Raw genomic sequence first — 16,042 nt, 5'->3', positions numbered from 1 at the left:
ACTGACGGTTACTGCCCCGTGGCACGCTGCAAGCCCCGTAAACCGGCTGTTTCAGACTTGGTTCGATTATTGCTTTGAACCTGCCCAGTGACAGCGCGGCAGCGACGCGCAGAAGGAGATACTGTGGACAAGTTGCTTTATGTGGCCATGACCGGTGCCAGCCAGAACGCGCTGGCGCAGAAGGCCCACGCCAACAACCTGGCGAACGTTTCCACCAATGGTTTTCAGCGCGACCTGGAACAGGCCCGCTCGATGCCGGTGTTCGGTGACAGCTTCCCGGCGCGCGCATTCGCCATGACCGAACGGCCTGCGACCGATTTCACCCAGGGGCCCCTGGTGGAAACCGGCCGTGACCTGGACGTGGCGGTGACCGGCAACGGTTTCATCGCGGTACAGGCCCCCGACGGCAGCGAAGCCTATGTGCGCACCGGTAGCTTGAACATCGATGCCCTTGGCGTGCTGCGCGCCGGCAATGGCATGCAGGTGATCGGCAACGGTGGCCCGATCGCCGTACCGCCCGAGCAGAAGGTGGAGGTCGGCGCTGATGGCACCCTCAGTATCCGCTCCATGGGCGAAGACCCGCGGGTGATTGCCGAGGTTGACCGCATCAAGCTGGTCAACCCCGACATCAAGGGCCTGAAGAAGGGCCTGGACGGCTTGATCCACACCACGTCCGGCCAGCCGGCCGATGCCGACGTGAATGTACGGGTCGTGTCGGGCTTTCTGGAAGGCAGCAACGTCAACGCGGTCGAGGAAATGACCTCGGTGCTGGCGTTGTCACGCCAGTTCGAACTGCACGTCAAGATGATGAACACGGCCAAGGAAGGCGACGAAGCCATGGCTCGGGTTTTGCAAATCGGCTAATCACTTTTGAACGCGTGCCGTAAAACAGGCGCACGAGGAGAAATTACATGCTTCCGGCTCTTTGGGTCGCTAAAACCGGCCTGTCCGCACAGGACACCAACCTGACGCTCATTTCCAACAACCTGGCCAACGTCTCGACCACCGGCTTCAAGCGTGATCGTGCCGAATTCGCCGACCTGCTCTACCAGGTGAAACGCCAGCCTGGCGCCCAGTCTACCCAGGACAGCGAGCTACCCTCGGGCCTGCAGGTAGGTACAGGTGTGCGCATTGTCGGCACCCAGAAAAGCTTCGTCGCCGGCAGCCTGCAAACTACCGAAAACCCGCTGGACATGGCGGTCAACGGGCGTGGCTTCTTCCAGATCCTGCAGCCGGATGGCACCGTTTCCTATACCCGTGACGGCACCTTCCACCTCAATTCCGACGGCCAGATCGTTACCGCCAACGGCTATGCCCTGGAACCCGCGATTGTCGTGCCCAACGATGCTCAGACCTTCACCGTGGGCACCGACGGCACTGTCTCGATCACCACGGCCGGCAACCCGGCTGCGCAGGTGATCGGCAACATCCAGACCGCCGACTTCATCAACCCGGCCGGCCTGCAAGCAATTGGCGACAACCTGTTCCTGGAAACCGCCGCCAGTGGCGCGCCGCAAGTCGGCACCCCGGGGCTGAACGGTTTCGGCACAACCCAGCAGCAGACCTTGGAAAACTCCAACGTCAGCACCGTGGAAGAGCTGGTGAACATGATCACCACCCAGCGCGCCTACGAGATGAACTCCAAGGTCATCTCCACCGCCGACCAGATGCTGTCGTTCGTTACCCAGCAGCTCTAAGCCGCCTTGTACTTTCGTTACACCCGTGCCCGTGAGGTAAGCGTCATGAATCGTCTGTTGTCCGTTTTCGCCCTGGGGGGGGCGGTGTTGCTGGCAGGTTGCGTCGCGCCGACGCCCAAGCCCAACGACCCGTACTACGCGCCGGTGTTGCCGCGCACCCCATTGCCGGCAGCGGCCAACAATGGTTCGATCTACCAAGCCGGTTTCGAGCAGAACCTTTACAGCGACCGCAAGGCGTTCCGGGTGGGTGACATCATCACCATCACCCTCAACGAGAAAACCTCGGCCAGCAAGAACGCCGGGTCGCAGATTGCCAAGAACAGCAAGACCAATATCGGCCTGACGTCGCTGTTCGGTGGCACACCGAACACCAACAACCCGTTTGGCGGCGGCGACCTGTCGCTAGAGGCGGGCTACAGCGGTGACCGCGCCACCAAGGGCGATAGCAAGGCGACCCAGGGCAACACCCTGACCGGCTCGATCACCGTAACGGTGGCCGAAGTACTGCCCAACGGCATCATCGCGGTGCGCGGTGAAAAGTGGCTGACCCTGAACACCGGCGAAGAGTTGGTGCGCATTGCCGGCATGGTCCGTGCCGATGACATCGCCACCGATAACACCGTACCGTCCACCCGTGTGGCCGACGCGCGCATTACCTATTCCGGTACCGGCTCGTTCGCCGATGCCAGCCAGCCTGGTTGGCTGGACCGCTTCTTCCTCAGCCCGCTTTGGCCTTTCTGAGTACGGATGACCATGTTCAACGTGAGGCAGCTGATTGCCGCAACCCTGCTCCTGTCCTGTGCCTGTGTGGCCCAGGCCGAGCGCCTGAAGGACATCGCCAGTATTTCTGGCGTGCGCTCCAACCAGTTGATTGGCTATGGCCTGGTGGTTGGCCTGAACGGTACGGGTGACCAGACCACCCAGACCCCGTTTACCCTGCAAACCTTCAACAACATGCTGTCGCAGTTCGGCATCAAGGTACCGCCAGGCTCCGGTAACGTGCAGTTGAAAAACGTCGCTGCCGTGTCGGTGCATGCCGACTTGCCGCCGTTCGCCAAGCCGGGCCAGGTGGTCGACATAACCGTATCCTCGATCGGTAACTCGAAGAGCCTACGCGGCGGCAGCCTGCTGATGACCCCGCTCAAGGGTATTGACGGTAACGTCTACGCCATCGCCCAAGGCAACCTGGTGGTCGGCGGCTTCGACGCCGAGGGCCGCGACGGCTCGAAGATCACCGTCAACGTTCCGTCGGCGGGTAGGATTCCAGGTGGTGCCAGCGTGGAGCGGGCCGTGCCAAGCGGCTTCAACCAGGGCAATACCCTGACCTTGAACCTGAACCGCCCCGATTTCACTACCGCCAAACGTATCGTCGACAAGGTCAATGACCTGCTGGGGCCAGGTGTGGCCCAGGCGGTGGACGGTGGCTCGGTGCGGGTCAGTGCGCCGATGGACCCAAGCCAGCGCGTGGACTATCTGTCGGTCCTGGAAAACCTGGAAATCGATCCCGGCCAGGCGGTGGCCAAAGTCATCATCAATTCGCGTACCGGTACCATCGTCATTGGCCAGAACGTGAAGGTTTCGCCAGCGGCGGTGACCCACGGCAGCCTGACCGTGACCATTACCGAAGACCCGATCGTCAGCCAGCCGGGCCCGCTCTCCAACGGCCAGACTGCCGTGGTGCCACGCTCGCGGGTCAATGCGGAACAGGAGGCCAAGCCGATGTTCAAGTTCGGCCCAGGCACCACGCTGGATGAAATCGTCCGCGCGGTGAACCAGGTGGGCGCAGCGCCCGGTGACCTCATGGCCATTCTCGAAGCCCTGAAACAGGCCGGGGCCCTGCAAGCCGACCTGATCGTGATCTGAGGCCGCCGCCAATGAACAGCAAAAGCCTGGTTTCCGGTAGTGCCGACAGCGGCGCCTACACCGACCTCAACCGCCTCAACGCGCTCAAGCAGGGTGACCGCGACAGCGAAGCCAATGTGCGCAAGGTGGCCCAGGAGTTCGAGTCGCTGTTCATCAGCGAAATGCTCAAGGCCTCGCGCAAGGCCAGCGACGTGCTGGCTGACGACAACCCGATGAACACCGAAACGGTCAAGCAGTACCGAGACATGTACGACCAGCAGCTGGCGGTGAGCATGTCCCGCGAGGGGGGCGGTATCGGCTTGCAGGACGTGCTGGTGCGCCAGTTGACCAAGGGCCGCAGCGCTTCGATCAACACCAGCCCGTTCCCGCGGGTGGATAACGCAGGCCCGGCCTTGTGGGGCAACAAGGTGGCAGAGCCGGCACATGCCACGGCTCCGGCCAGCACCCGCAACGACGTGGCTGCGCTCAATTCGCGGCGCCTGGCCCTGCCCAGCAAGCTCACCGACCGCCTGCTGGCCGGTATCGTGCCCTCGGCGGCTACGGCCAACGCTGCTGCCGTGCCGGCGCGTGAAGGCCAGCAAGTGGCCAAGGCTTTCGCCGTGCCGGACTCGGGGCTGCGCATTGTCGGTCGCGCCGTGGCCCAGCCGCCACTGGCACCGAAAAAAGCCTTTGCCGACAGCGACGAATTCGTTGCCACCATGCTGCCGATGGCTGAGCAGGCGGCCAAGCGCATCGGCATCGACCCGCGCTACCTGGTGGCCCAGGCTGCACTGGAAACCGGTTGGGGCAAATCGGTCATGCGCAATAGCGACGGCAGCAGCAGCCACAACCTGTTTGGCATCAAGGCCACCGGCAACTGGCAGGGCGAGCAGGCGCGCGCGATCACCAGCGAGTTCCGCGATGGCCAGTTCGTCAAGGAAACCGCAGCGTTTCGCAGCTACGACTCGTACCAGGACAGTTTCCACGACCTGGTGACCTTGTTGCAGAGTAATCCCCGCTATCAAGGTGCACTGGATTCGGCCGATAACCCAGAGCAGTTTGCAAGAGAGCTGCAAAAGGCAGGTTATGCGACCGACCCGGGCTATGCGCGCAAGATCATCAGCATCGCCCAGCAAATGCAGTCAACCCCGCAATACGCCATGGCTGGCAGAACCACGAACTTATAAAAGGACTAAAGCATGTCGAGCCTGATTTCGATTGGCCTGAGTGGCCTGAATGCCAGCCAGGCGGCATTGTCGGTAACCAGTAACAACATCGCCAACGCCGCGACCAGTGGCTATTCTCGCCAGCAGACGCTGCAGGCTGCGGGGCCCTCGCACAACATCGGCGCGGGGTTCCTGGGGACCGGCACCACGCTGGCCGATGTGCGCCGCATCTACAGCTCCTACCTGGACAACCAACTGCAGACGGCCACCTCGCTGCAGGCAGACTCGGCCACCTTTCAGGACCAGATCACCAGTGTCGACAAACTGTTGGCCGACCGTGACACGGGTATCAGCTCGGTGCTTACGGCATTTTTCGCGGCCATGCAGACGGCCGCAGCCAAGCCGGGTGATGTCGCCTCGCGGCAGCTGTTGCTGACTCAGGCGCAAACCCTGAGCAACCGGTTCAACGCGGTGAGTACCCAGTTGTCCCAGCAGAACGCCACGATCAACTCCCAGCTCGATACCATGGCCGGGCAGGTGAACAAGCTCACCGCCAGCATTGCCGAGTACAACAAGCAGATCACAGCGGCCAGTGCCTCCGGCAACACCCCCAACAGCCTGCTGGATGCGCGCGGCGAAGCGGTACGCCAGCTCAATGAGCTGGTGGGGGTGACGGTGCAGGAGCGCGACGGCAACTACGACGTGTACCTGGGCAGTGGCCAGTCGCTGGTTACCGGCACCAAGGCCAATACCTTGTCGGTGGAGCCAGGGGTGGCCGACAAGAGCCAGGTTGGCCTGCGTATCAACTATGACTCGTTCAGCTCGGACGTGACCTCGGTGATTTCTGGTGGCGCCATCGGCGGTTTGCTGCGCTATCGCCAGGATGTGCTCACGCCGTCGATGAACGAGCTCGGCCGTGTTGCCCTGGTGGTCGCCGACAGCATCAACAGCCAGTTGGGGCAGGGCCTGGATGCCAATGGCCAGTTCGGCAGCTCGCTGTTCTCCAGCATCAACAGTGCCACCGCCATTGCCCAGCGCAGCCTCGCGTCGTCGAACAACAGTGCCGGCTCCGGCAACCTGGACGTCACCATCGCCGACAGCGGGGCACTGACCACCTACGACTACGAAGTGAAGTTCACCAGCGCCAACCAGTACAGCGTGCGCCGCTCCGACGGTACCGACATGGGCAGCTTTGACCTCAATGCCGACCCGGCGCCGGTGATCGACGGGTTCAGCCTGGCGTTGAAAGGCGGTGGCCTGGCGGCCGGCGACAGCTTCAAGGTCATCCCGACCCGTGCCGCTGCCGGTAGCATCACCACCACCATGACCGACGCCAACAAGCTGGCTTTCGCCGGGCCGATCAGTGCCAACGCGGGCAGTGGCAACAGCGGCACCGGCACCATCACCCAGCCGACGCTGGGTGAAGCGCTGGACATTTATGGCGGTGCCGACACCGCGTTGATCCAGCAGTCGATTCGCGACTCGATGCCGGTGCGCGTGGTGTTCGACGCCGCCAGTGGCGGTTCGCAGGGCTACAAGCTGTTCGATGCCAAGGGCACCCAGATCGGCACGGGCAGTGTGGTGCCAGGGCAGGACAACAAGCTGTCCATCGCGGTGCCAATGCTGGATGGTTCGGGCAACCCGATTCTGGATGGCAGCGGCAACCCGCGTACCTTCAGTGTCGAGACCACCATCGGCGGCAGCCCTGCCGCCAACGATAGCTTTACCCTGTCGTTCAATGCCGACGGCAAGGCGGATAACCGCAATGCCACGGCGCTCCTGGAGCTGCAGACCAAGTCGACGGTCAATACCGGCTCGGGTGGCGGTACCAGCTTCACGTCTGCCTACGCCTCGCTGGTCGAGCGCGTGGGGGCCAAGGCCAACCAGGCGTCCATCGACACCACCGCCACCGAAGCGGTGCTCAAGTCCGCCAGCGAAAGCCGCAGCGCGGTGTCCGGGGTCAACCTGGATGACGAAGCGGCCAGCCTGGTCAAGTTCCAGCATTACTACACGGCGTCTTCGCAGATCATCAAGGCGGCGCAAGAAACCTTCAGCACCCTGATCAACGCTTTGTAAGGAGTAGACTATCGTGCGTATTTCCACTGCTCAGTTCTATGAGGCCAGCGCCAGTAGCTACTCCAAGAACTTCTCCAGCATGAACAAGACCAACGACCAGGTGACTTCGGGTATCCGCATCCAGACAGCGGCTGATGACCCGGTCGGTGCTGCGCGCCTGTTGCTGCTGCAACAGCAGCAGTCGTTGCTGGACCAGTACAGCGGCAACATCAATACGGTCAGCAATGCGCTGCTGCAGGAAGAGAGCGTGCTCTCCACCATCAACGATGCGATGCAGCGCGCCAGCGAGTTGGCGATCCGCGCCGGTGGCGCCGGCGTCACCGACTCCGATCGCGTGGCCATCAGTACCGAGTTGAAGGAGATCGAGGCCAACATCTTCGGCCTGCTCAACTCGCGCGACGCCAATGGCGACTACATGTTCGGCGGCTCGAAAAGCACCACGCCGCCTTACGTCCGTAATTCCGATGGTACCTACAGCTACCACGGTGACCAGACCCAGCTGAGCCTGCAGGTCTCCGATACCCTGAACCTGGCCACCAACGACACCGGTTTCAGCATCTTCGACTCGGCCAGCAACAAAAGTCGCACCCAGTCGAGCTTGCTGGTGCCCGCCACCGACGACCACGTGGTCGGCGTATCGTCGGGGCTGTTGACATCGAGCACCACCTACAACAACAGCTTCACGGCGGGCCAGCCCTACAAGCTGACCTTCACCAGCGCGACCCAGTACACCATCACCGACGCCAGCGGCAGGGACATCACCTCCGAAACTGCCACCAACGGGACCTTCGACAGCAACACCGAGGGTGCCAACAAGATTGCCCTACGTGGCGTTGAGTTCGAAATAACCGTCACCCTGGAAGAGGGCGCCGATGCCGATGCGGCCGTGGCGGGGCGTGAATTCTCGCTGCAAGCGCGTCCGGACTCGTTCAATGCCACCCGCAACGGCAGCAACAGCTCCAGCGCACAGATCACCGGCAGCAGCGTTACCGATGAAGCCGCCTACCGCAGTACCTTCCCCAGCAATGGTGCGGTGATCAAGTTCACCGGCCCCGGCGCCTATGAGCTGTACGCCCAGCCCTTGACCGCCGACAGCAAGGCGATTGCCAGCGGCACCTTCACGGCGCCCGCGCTGACGGTGGCCGGGGTGACCTACGAAATGTCCGGCTCGCCGGAGGCCGGTGACCAGTTCGCGATCACCGCCAATACCCACCAGAACCAGAACGTGCTGGAAACCATCAGCCAGTTGCGTGCTGCCCTGGATACCCCGGTCACCGGCACGGGCGAAGCCAACGCACTGAAAGACGCGGCTGCCTCGGCCATCGCCAACCTGGCCAGTGCCCGCGAGCAGGTCGATATTACCCGTGGCTCGATTGGTGCCCGTGGTAACTCGCTGGAGATCCAGCGGCAGGAGAACACCAGCCTGGGCCTGGCCAACAAGACGACCCAGAACGCCATCGGCAACACCGACATGTCGCAGGCTGCCATTACCCTGACCTTGCAGCAGGCCATGCTGGAGGCCTCGCAGCTGGCCTTCTCGCGCATCTCGCAGTTGAGCCTGTTCAACAAACTCTAAGGTGGCTTTTCGAGCGCTGGGGCCGCTTTGCGGCCCTTCGCGGGCTTGCCCGCTCCCACAGGGCATTCGCAGGCCTTCAAGCACACGCAAAACCTGTGGGAGCGGGCAAGCCCGCGAAGGGGCGCAAAGCGGCCCCAGCTTTTATGCCCGCGAAAACCCAGTCCCGCACCCTCTGCAAGGCTTTCGTAGCATTTCAATGTGACCAATGAGTCAAAACGGTCATCTTCCCTGTATTCTATGCAGCAGCTGTTGCAGCATTTTGTTACCGGCGCGCAGGCGAGCGCTGCCGGTATTTGGCGCCCTCAATTCATCGAGTGGTGGTCTTTGGCTGTTTTCATTGGGAAGCCAGAATGATTGGCATCAAAAGCATCGCGAGTTACGTGCCTACCGCTGGCCTGGACAACTATGTCCAGGGTGCGAAGTTCGGCAAGGACGAAGAGTTCATGTTCGGCAAGATCGGCGCCTCTTTCCTGCCGCGCAAGGCCGCAGAACAGGAAACCTCCGACCTGTGCGTAGAAGCCGCCCAGGCCCTGTTCGCCAGCAACCCTGACCTGGATCCGCAGTCGATCGATGCGTTGATCGTGGTCACCCAGAACGGTGACGAAGAAGGCCTGCCGCACACCGCTGCCATCGTTCAGAGCAAGCTGGGCCTGTCTACCCGGGTAGCGGCGTTCGATGTGTCGCTGGGCTGCTCGGGCTATGTGTATGGCTTGTATGCGATCAAGGGCTTCATGGAAGCGGCAGGGCTGAAAAATGGCTTGCTGATCACTGCCGACCCGTACTCGAAGATCGTCGACCCGGAAGACCGTAACACCACCATGCTGTTTGGCGACGCCGCCACGGCTACCTGGATGGGTGAAGGCGCGGTGTGGAAGTTGGGCCAGGCGCGTTTCGGCACCGACGGGTCCGGCGCTGAACACCTCAAGGTCAGCGATGGCAAGTTCTTCATGAACGGCCGCCAGGTATTCAACTTCGCTTTGATAAAGGTGCCGGCGCACCTGCATGAGTTGCTGGACGCCAGCGGCCTGCAGTCATCGGATATCGACGCCTTCTGCATCCACCAGGGTAGCGCGGCGATTGTCGACGCGGTCGCGCGCCGTTTCGAAGAGCAGCACCCCGAGAAGTTCGTCAAGGACATGCTCGAAACCGGCAACACTGTGTCGTCCAGCGTGCCACTGCTGCTGCAGAAGCACATGCTCGACGGCAGCTGGAAGCGCGTGGCCATCAGCGGCTTTGGCGTGGGCCTGTCGTGGGGCTCCGCCATCCTCTATCGCGACTGACCCTAGGTCACTTCAAAAAAGCGCCCGGCGGCCACCGCCCGGCGCTTTTTTTTGTGGCTGGAACACAAAGGCATGAACCTCACTGGCTCCCTGTGGGAGCGGGCATGCCCGCGAAGCGATCAACGCGGTGGATGGCACCGGCATTGCCGGTGTTCGCGGGCGCGCCTGCTCCCACAGGGGAGGGTGGGGGCTGGCAATGCCATCAAGCCTGTTCAGCAGCGGAATTTGACGCCAATAAACCGCCCTTAACCCCTTGATTTCTCAGGGCTGGCCTCCTGCCAGCATTTTTTTTTCGAAAAAACCCTCAAGCAACTCGCGCACCCGACGATAACTATTACGAAGGTTCTCTAGGCCAATCCGGCGGTTGCCAAGGCCGGAAGCCGCAGTACCCATCCAACGAGGATTTCGTCATGGCTTTAACTGTAAACACCAACATTGCGTCGATCACCACCCAGGGCAACCTGACCAAGGCGAGCAACGCCCAGACCACTTCGATGCAGCGTCTGTCCTCGGGTCTGCGTATCAACAGCGCTAAAGACGACGCTGCCGGCCTGCAGATCGCCAACCGTCTGACCAGCCAGATCAACGGCCTGGGTCAGGCTGTGAAGAATGCCAACGACGGCATCTCGATCGCCCAGACCGCTGAAGGCGCGATGCAGGCTTCGACCGACATCCTGCAGAAAATGCGTACCCTGGCCCTGTCCTCGGCTACTGGCTCGCTGAGCGCCGAAGACCGCAAGTCGAACAACGACGAATACCAAGCTCTGACCGCTGAGCTGAATCGTATCTCGGAAACCACCACCTTTGGCGGCCAGAAGCTGCTGGACGGTTCGTACGGCACCAAGGCCATCCAGGTCGGCGCCAACGCCAACGAAACCATCAACCTGTCGCTGGACAACGTTTCGGCCAAGAGCATTGGTTCGCAGCAGGTCAAGAGCATCGGTGTTGCTCCAAGCACTACCGGCGTAGGCGCAGGTGACATCGAAGTTACCGGCAACGGCCAGACTGCTACCGTTTCTATCGCTGCTGGTGACTCGGCGAAGACCATCGCCAAGAACATGAACGGTGCAATCGGCGGTCTGACTGCCACTGCGAGCACTGAAGCCAAGTTCACTGTAAAAGCGGCTGCTTCGACCACTCCTGCGTCGTTCACCATGACCGTTGGTGGTCAGGATGTGAAAATCGTAGGCGTAACCGATACCGCCAACCTGGCTGACCAGCTGAAGTCCAACGCTGCCAAACTGGGTATCAGCGTCAGCTACGACGAAACCAAGAATGAACTGACTGTTAAATCCGATACCGGTGAAAACATCGAGTTCAGCGCAGGCACCGATGCTGGTGGCGTTACCATCGCCACCAAAGACGGTAGTGGCAAGTACGGTACTGCTGAGGACCTGGCTGATGGCCTAATCGCTACCGGTGCCGTAAATCTGGATTCGGCCAAGGGCTATGCGTTGAACGGCGATGGTGCTACCGGCCTGTTCGTTGCTACCGGTACTGCCGTTACTTCGACCAAGACCACTATCTCCAACACCGACGTCACCGACTCGACCAACGCCCAGAATGCTCTGGCCGTTATCGACAAGGCCATCGGCTCCATCGACAGCGTCCGTTCGGGCCTGGGTGCTACCCAGAACCGTCTGCAGACTACCGTCGATAACCTGCAGAACATCCAGAAGAACTCCACCGCTGCCCGCTCCACCGTGCAGGACGTGGACTTCGCTTCGGAAACTGCCGAGCTGACCAAGCAGCAGACCCTGCAGCAGGCTTCGACTGCGATCCTGTCGCAGGCCAACCAGCTGCCATCCTCGGTCCTGAAACTGCTTCAGTAATTCAGGCGCCTGAGTAAAGGGTGAAAGGGCGCGTTTACGTGCCCTTTCGCCTTTTTTGACATGAGGGAGTTCGAAACATGGACATGAGTGTCAAGCTGAGCCAGGTGTATCCGACCGTCTTACCCCAGGCGCCAGTAGCTGATCGCGATCGGGACGCCGCTGTGCCTGCCAAGGTGCAGGAAACCGCTGGCACCGGTAATCAGCCGCACTCGCGCGAAGACCTGGAAAAGGCCGTGGGCGAAATTCGCGATTTCGTGCAGTCGAGCCAGCGGCAGCTGGACTTTTCCATCGATGATTCCACGGGCCGGGTTGTGGTCAAGGTGATCGCTACCCAGTCCGGCGAGGTAATCCGGCAGCTTCCGTCGGAGCTTGCGCTGAAGTTGGCGCAGAGCCTCAGTGAAGCCAGCAGCCTGCTGTTCGACGACCAGGTTTAGGCTGGCACGATTTTTGTTGTTGTCGACATTTTGATGGATTTTTCCGCCAAGGATACGGCAGCTATTGAACAAGGAGAGCAATGATGGCAGGTACAACAGTCAGTGGTATTGGCTCGGGCATCGATACCCAGGCGATCGTCGATTCGCTGGTGGCCGCGCAAAAGGCGCCGAAACAGGCGCAGATCAATACCCAAACACTGAAGGCAACCACCACGTTGTCCTCTATTGGCAAGATTCAGGCCGCTCTGGATGCCTTCCGTGGCGCATTAACCACAATGACCGACAGTAACAGCTTCGGTGGACTCAGCCTGAAGTCTTCGGATGAGAAGGTCGCGACCGTGACCATGGGCACCGGGGCCGCAAATGGCTCGTTCAAGCTGATCGTCGACAAGCTGGCGACTGCGTCGAAAGTCTCGACCAAGGTCTATGCGAATGGCGCCGGCTCGGTAGTCAATAGCGGCACGACGTCGACTACCTTGACCATGAGTCAGGGCGGTAAGGACTTTGATCTGAGCGTTCCCCCTGGTGCAACGTTGCAGCAGGTGCGCGATAGCATCAATAGTCAGTTTGGTACGGCAGGTCTGAGTGCCAACGTACTGACAGATGCCAATGGCTCTCGTTTGATTGTCACCTCGACCACGATGGGGGAAGGCTCCGATATTACGCTTTCGGGCAACTCGGGCATCGATACTGGCTATTACGTAGTCGATGAGCCGACGGACGCCGAGTACACCCTCGATGGCATCGCAATGAAGTCCAAGACCAACGATATCAATGATGCCGTCAGTGGGCTCAATATCAAGTTGGTGGGTATTTCGCCGACGAGCGCCACCAGTGGAGAAAAGACAGCGACCATTTTATCGCTGACTACCAGTTCCACCACCTTGAAGTCGGGCCTCAAGGGTTTCATCGATACCTACAATGCCTTGCTTACGGTTCTGAACGCTGAAACAAAGGTCACCAAGAATGCCGATGGCACCATGACGGCCGCTGCGCTGACCGGTGATGCGACCATGCGCACCTTGATGACTTCCATCCGTGAAGAACTCAATGCGGTATCGGGCAACGGTACGCTGAAATCGCTGGCCGCCTTTGGCGTCACCTCGGCCCAGGATGGCGGTGCGCTGAGCCTGGACGACAAGAAGTGGGACAAGGCCGCTACCAGCAACGCGGCGGACCTGACCAGCATCTTCAATGGCAAGGACGGCCTGTTGGCACGCCTGCAAAAGGTCACCGAGCCTTTCGCCAAGGCCAGCACCGGCACCCTCGCCGAGCGCTCCAAGGTCCTGAGCGAGAGCCTGACCAAGCTCAAGTCCGAGCAGGACACCCTGGACGCCCGTATGGAAGCCCTGCAGAAGAGCCTGCAGGACAAGTACAACAACATGGATACCTTGGTCACGCAATTGCGTCAGCAGCAGAACTCGGTACTCAGCACGCTCAACGCGTTGAACAAGTCGAACAGCGACGATTGATCCATGAGCATTGCATGAAGCCTGGGCACAGTGCCCAGCTTCATGTCATCGGCCGGTAAAGTTTTTCTCGATCCGCCCGATACAAGGAATATCTCCCCTAAGCCTGCCCGTCACGAGGTCGCAAGATGAATCCCATGAGAGCCCTTCGTCAGTACCAGAAGGTCAATTCCCATGCTCAGATTTCCGAAGCCACGCCGCATCGCCTGGTGCAGATGCTGATGGAGGGAGGTCTCGATCGGATGGCCCAGGCCAAGGGTGCCATGGCGCGCGGTGACATCGCCGAGAAGGGGCTGATGCTGGGCAAGGCGATCGACATCATCATCGGCCTGCGTGACGGCCTGCAGCCGGAGAAAAGCGAAAACCCCGAGTATGTGGAAAACCTCGACGCCCTCTATGTATACATGACCAACCGGCTCATGCAGGCGAATGTCGACAACGATGCCAGCATCATCGACGAAGTTGCGCAACTGCTAATTACCGTGAAAAGCGGTTGGGATGGCATTGCCGACGCCCAGCCCGCCAGCTGACGGCAAGGAGATTAACGTGAACGCACTGCAACGCCTCGATGACACCTGCGATGCCCTGATCGGCGCTCTTGGTGAACGTGACTGGGACGCTATTGCCAAGTTGGATGTGGCATGTCGCACCTGCATCGACGAGGTACTGGAAAACCACACGATGGACCAGGGGTTGCTGCGCGAAAAGCTGGAAGGGGTTTTGGAGGTCTACCGCAACCTCATCGATGTGACAACCGGTGAACGCCAGGCAATTGCCGAAGAGATGATGCAGATCAACCAAGCAAAAAATGCTTCAAAGGTATATCATCTCTTCAGGTAAGATGCGCACAACATTAGAAAAGGCGCCATAAATTTGACTGTATGGCCCTTTTTGACTTAACTAGTGGCTGTTTTCGAATTCTAGACGTCCGAACACTGACCATTCAGTCGGAATGATGTCGAGCATGCCCCTTGCAGGGTGCCGATATGACTAGGGAAGTTGCTATTGCATGTGGCGTGAAACCAAGATCCTGCTGATCGATGACGACAGCGCTCGCCGCCGCGACCTTGCGGTGGTGCTGAACTTTCTCGGCGAAGAAAACCTCGCGTGCGCCAGCCACGACTGGCAGCAGGCGGTGGAGCCTTTGGCCTCGAGCCGTGAAGTGCTGTGCGTGCTCATCGGCGCTGTAAACGCCCCTGGCAATGTGCTTGGGTTGCTTAAGACAGTAGCTGCATGGGATGAGTTCCTTCCTGTTCTACTTTTAGGTGAAATTTCTTCTGCAGACCTGCCGGAGGAGCTTCGCCGCCGCGTCCTTTCCAACCTGGAAATGCCGCCAAGCTATAGCCAGCTGCTCGATTCGCTGCACCGTGCCCAGGTCTATCGCGAGATGTACGACCAGGCGCGTGAGCGCGGCCGCCAGCGCGAACCCAACTTGTTCCGCAGCCTGGTCGGCACCAGTCGTGCCATCCAGCACGTGCGGCAGATGATGCAGCAGGTGGCCGATACCGACGCCAGTGTGCTGATCCTGGGTGAGTCAGGCACCGGCAAAGAGGTGGTCGCGCGCAACCTGCACTACCACTCCAAGCGCCGCGAAGCGCCGTTTGTGCCGGTCAACTGCGGCGCGATCCCAGCCGAGTTGCTGGAAAGCGAGCTGTTCGGCCACGAGAAGGGTGCCTTCACCGGTGCGATCACCAGCCGTGCCGGGCGTTTCGAGCTGGCCAACGGCGGCACCCTGTTCCTCGACGAAATCGGCGACATGCCGTTGCCGATGCAGGTCAAGCTGCTGCGCGTGCTGCAGGAGCGCACCTTCGAGCGCGTGGGCAGCAACAAGACCCAGAGCATTGATGTGCGCATCATTGCCGCTACGCACAAGAACCTCGAGAACATGATCGAGGACGGCACCTTCCGCGAAGACCTGTACTACCGGCTGAACGTGTTCCCCATCGAGATGGCACCGCTGCGCGAGCGGGTGGAAGACATTCCGCTGCTGATGAACGAGCTGATCTCGCGCATGGAGCACGAGAAACGCGGTTCCATCCGTTTCAATTCCGCTTCGATCATGTCGTTGTGCCGCCATGGCTGGCCGGGCAACGTGCGTGAGCTGGCCAACCTCGTTGAGCGCATGGCCATCATGCACCCTTACGGGGTGATCGGGGTTTCCGAGCTGCCGAAGAAATTCCGCTATGTCGATGATGAAGACGAGCAGATGGTCGATAGCCTGCGCACCGACCTGGAAGAGCGTGTGGCGATCAATGGCAATACGCCGAATTTCGGCAGTCATGCGATGCTGCCGCCTGAAGGCCTGGACCTGAAGGACTACCTGGGTAGCCTGGAGCAGGGCCTGATCCAGCAGGCGCTGGACGATGCCAACGGTATCGTTGCGCGCGCGGCTGAACGTTTGCGTATTCGTCGCACCACGTTGGTGGAGAAGATGCGCAAGTACGGCATGAGCCGCCAGGGGGGCGAGGAGCAGGCGGAGGATTGATGGGGGCGTCGGGGTGTTCACCTCGACCTTTCTAGTGCCTGTTAGATCGAGCGCCGCCCGCGCGGCGCATCGCGAGCTGGCGCTCGCTCCTACGTTTGTTTCGGGCCAGTGAGGCCTGTGACAGGCGCGCGCGACCGCCTTGTTCGTACGACGTGATAATGAGGCATGCGCCAAGGCGTTCGCGC

14 protein-coding genes are annotated in these 16,042 nt (G+C 60.8%); all 14 read left to right on the top strand.

Going from position 1 to position 16,042, the window contains the following annotated elements:
- Positions 1-123 precede the first annotated feature (123 nt).
- The 14 genes from B3361_RS21765 (at position 124) to fleQ (ending at position 15,857) form a co-directional block, all read left to right on the top strand.
- Complete coding sequence (locus tag B3361_RS21765) at positions 124-864, top strand: flagellar basal body rod protein FlgF (RefSeq protein ID WP_286920357.1); 741 nt, start codon at positions 124-126, stop codon at positions 862-864.
- A 47-nt stretch (positions 865-911) separates the two neighbouring features.
- Positions 912-1,697: a flagellar basal-body rod protein FlgG gene (flgG, locus tag B3361_RS21760; protein WP_286920356.1), complete on the top strand. Its 786-nt coding sequence runs from the start codon at positions 912-914 to the stop codon at positions 1,695-1,697.
- A gap of 45 nt (positions 1,698-1,742) precedes the next feature.
- Positions 1,743-2,438, top strand: a complete 696-nt coding sequence (gene flgH / locus B3361_RS21755; RefSeq protein WP_029887007.1) for a flagellar basal body L-ring protein FlgH — start codon at positions 1,743-1,745, stop codon at positions 2,436-2,438.
- A gap of 12 nt (positions 2,439-2,450) precedes the next feature.
- Positions 2,451-3,560, top strand: coding sequence for a flagellar basal body P-ring protein FlgI (locus B3361_RS21750; RefSeq protein ID WP_009684238.1), 1,110 nt, complete (start codon positions 2,451-2,453; stop codon positions 3,558-3,560).
- Between the two features lie 11 nt (positions 3,561-3,571).
- Entirely contained in the window at positions 3,572-4,726 is a 1,155-nt protein-coding gene (gene flgJ, locus B3361_RS21745) for a flagellar assembly peptidoglycan hydrolase FlgJ (protein ID WP_054904789.1), read from the top strand.
- A 12-nt stretch (positions 4,727-4,738) separates the two neighbouring features.
- Complete coding sequence (gene flgK / locus B3361_RS21740; protein WP_054904790.1) at positions 4,739-6,781, top strand: flagellar hook-associated protein FlgK; 2,043 nt, start codon at positions 4,739-4,741, stop codon at positions 6,779-6,781.
- A 13-nt stretch (positions 6,782-6,794) separates the two neighbouring features.
- Positions 6,795-8,357, top strand: coding sequence for a flagellar hook-associated protein 3 (locus B3361_RS21735; RefSeq protein ID WP_054904791.1), 1,563 nt, complete (start codon positions 6,795-6,797; stop codon positions 8,355-8,357).
- A gap of 350 nt (positions 8,358-8,707) precedes the next feature.
- A complete protein-coding gene (locus tag B3361_RS21730) occupies positions 8,708-9,637 on the top strand; it encodes a ketoacyl-ACP synthase III (protein WP_009684233.1) in 930 nt (309 codons plus the stop codon).
- 410 nt (positions 9,638-10,047) lie between these two features.
- On the top strand, positions 10,048-11,469 hold the full coding sequence (locus tag B3361_RS21725) for a flagellin (RefSeq protein WP_054904792.1): 1,422 nt from the start codon (positions 10,048-10,050) through the stop codon (positions 11,467-11,469).
- A 77-nt stretch (positions 11,470-11,546) separates the two neighbouring features.
- Positions 11,547-11,903, top strand: a complete 357-nt coding sequence (locus B3361_RS21720) for a flagellar protein FlaG (RefSeq protein WP_054904793.1) — start codon at positions 11,547-11,549, stop codon at positions 11,901-11,903.
- An 83-nt stretch (positions 11,904-11,986) separates the two neighbouring features.
- A complete protein-coding gene (gene fliD, locus B3361_RS21715) occupies positions 11,987-13,375 on the top strand; it encodes a flagellar filament capping protein FliD (protein WP_054904794.1) in 1,389 nt (462 codons plus the stop codon).
- Positions 13,376-13,500: 125 nt separating this feature from the next.
- Positions 13,501-13,902: a flagellar export chaperone FliS gene (gene fliS, locus B3361_RS21710; protein ID WP_009684229.1), complete on the top strand. Its 402-nt coding sequence runs from the start codon at positions 13,501-13,503 to the stop codon at positions 13,900-13,902.
- Positions 13,871-14,212 (top strand): flagellar protein FliT, encoded by a 342-nt coding sequence (locus tag B3361_RS21705; RefSeq protein WP_047149861.1) that lies wholly within the window; start codon positions 13,871-13,873, stop codon positions 14,210-14,212. Before fliS ends, B3361_RS21705 begins: the two co-directional genes overlap by 32 nt.
- A gap of 169 nt (positions 14,213-14,381) precedes the next feature.
- Complete coding sequence (fleQ, locus tag B3361_RS21700; RefSeq protein WP_054904795.1) at positions 14,382-15,857, top strand: transcriptional regulator FleQ; 1,476 nt, start codon at positions 14,382-14,384, stop codon at positions 15,855-15,857.
- Positions 15,858-16,042 lie beyond the last annotated feature (185 nt).

It is taken from the genome of Pseudomonas sp. UBA6699, from assembly GCF_002454615.1.
GTDB classification, from domain to species: domain Bacteria; phylum Pseudomonadota; class Gammaproteobacteria; order Pseudomonadales; family Pseudomonadaceae; genus Aquipseudomonas; species Aquipseudomonas juntendi.
Note: the sequence above shows the minus strand (reverse complement) of the source record. Positions and strands in the feature narration are given on the sequence as shown.

Coding starts and splice junctions, on each gene's coding strand:
- flgG (WP_286920356.1), top strand. CDS start 912: ATGCTTCCGGCTCTTTGGGTCGCTAAAACCGGCCTGTCCGCACAGGAC.
- flgH (WP_029887007.1), top strand. CDS start 1,743: ATGAATCGTCTGTTGTCCGTTTTCGCCCTGGGGGGGGCGGTGTTGCTG.
- B3361_RS21750 (WP_009684238.1), top strand. CDS start 2,451: ATGTTCAACGTGAGGCAGCTGATTGCCGCAACCCTGCTCCTGTCCTGT.
- flgJ (WP_054904789.1), top strand. CDS start 3,572: ATGAACAGCAAAAGCCTGGTTTCCGGTAGTGCCGACAGCGGCGCCTAC.
- flgK (WP_054904790.1), top strand. CDS start 4,739: ATGTCGAGCCTGATTTCGATTGGCCTGAGTGGCCTGAATGCCAGCCAG.
- B3361_RS21730 (WP_009684233.1), top strand. CDS start 8,708: ATGATTGGCATCAAAAGCATCGCGAGTTACGTGCCTACCGCTGGCCTG.
- B3361_RS21725 (WP_054904792.1), top strand. CDS start 10,048: ATGGCTTTAACTGTAAACACCAACATTGCGTCGATCACCACCCAGGGC.
- B3361_RS21720 (WP_054904793.1), top strand. CDS start 11,547: ATGGACATGAGTGTCAAGCTGAGCCAGGTGTATCCGACCGTCTTACCC.
- fliD (WP_054904794.1), top strand. CDS start 11,987: ATGGCAGGTACAACAGTCAGTGGTATTGGCTCGGGCATCGATACCCAG.
- fliS (WP_009684229.1), top strand. CDS start 13,501: ATGAATCCCATGAGAGCCCTTCGTCAGTACCAGAAGGTCAATTCCCAT.
- B3361_RS21705 (WP_047149861.1), top strand. CDS start 13,871: ATGGCATTGCCGACGCCCAGCCCGCCAGCTGACGGCAAGGAGATTAAC.
- fleQ (WP_054904795.1), top strand. CDS start 14,382: ATGTGGCGTGAAACCAAGATCCTGCTGATCGATGACGACAGCGCTCGC.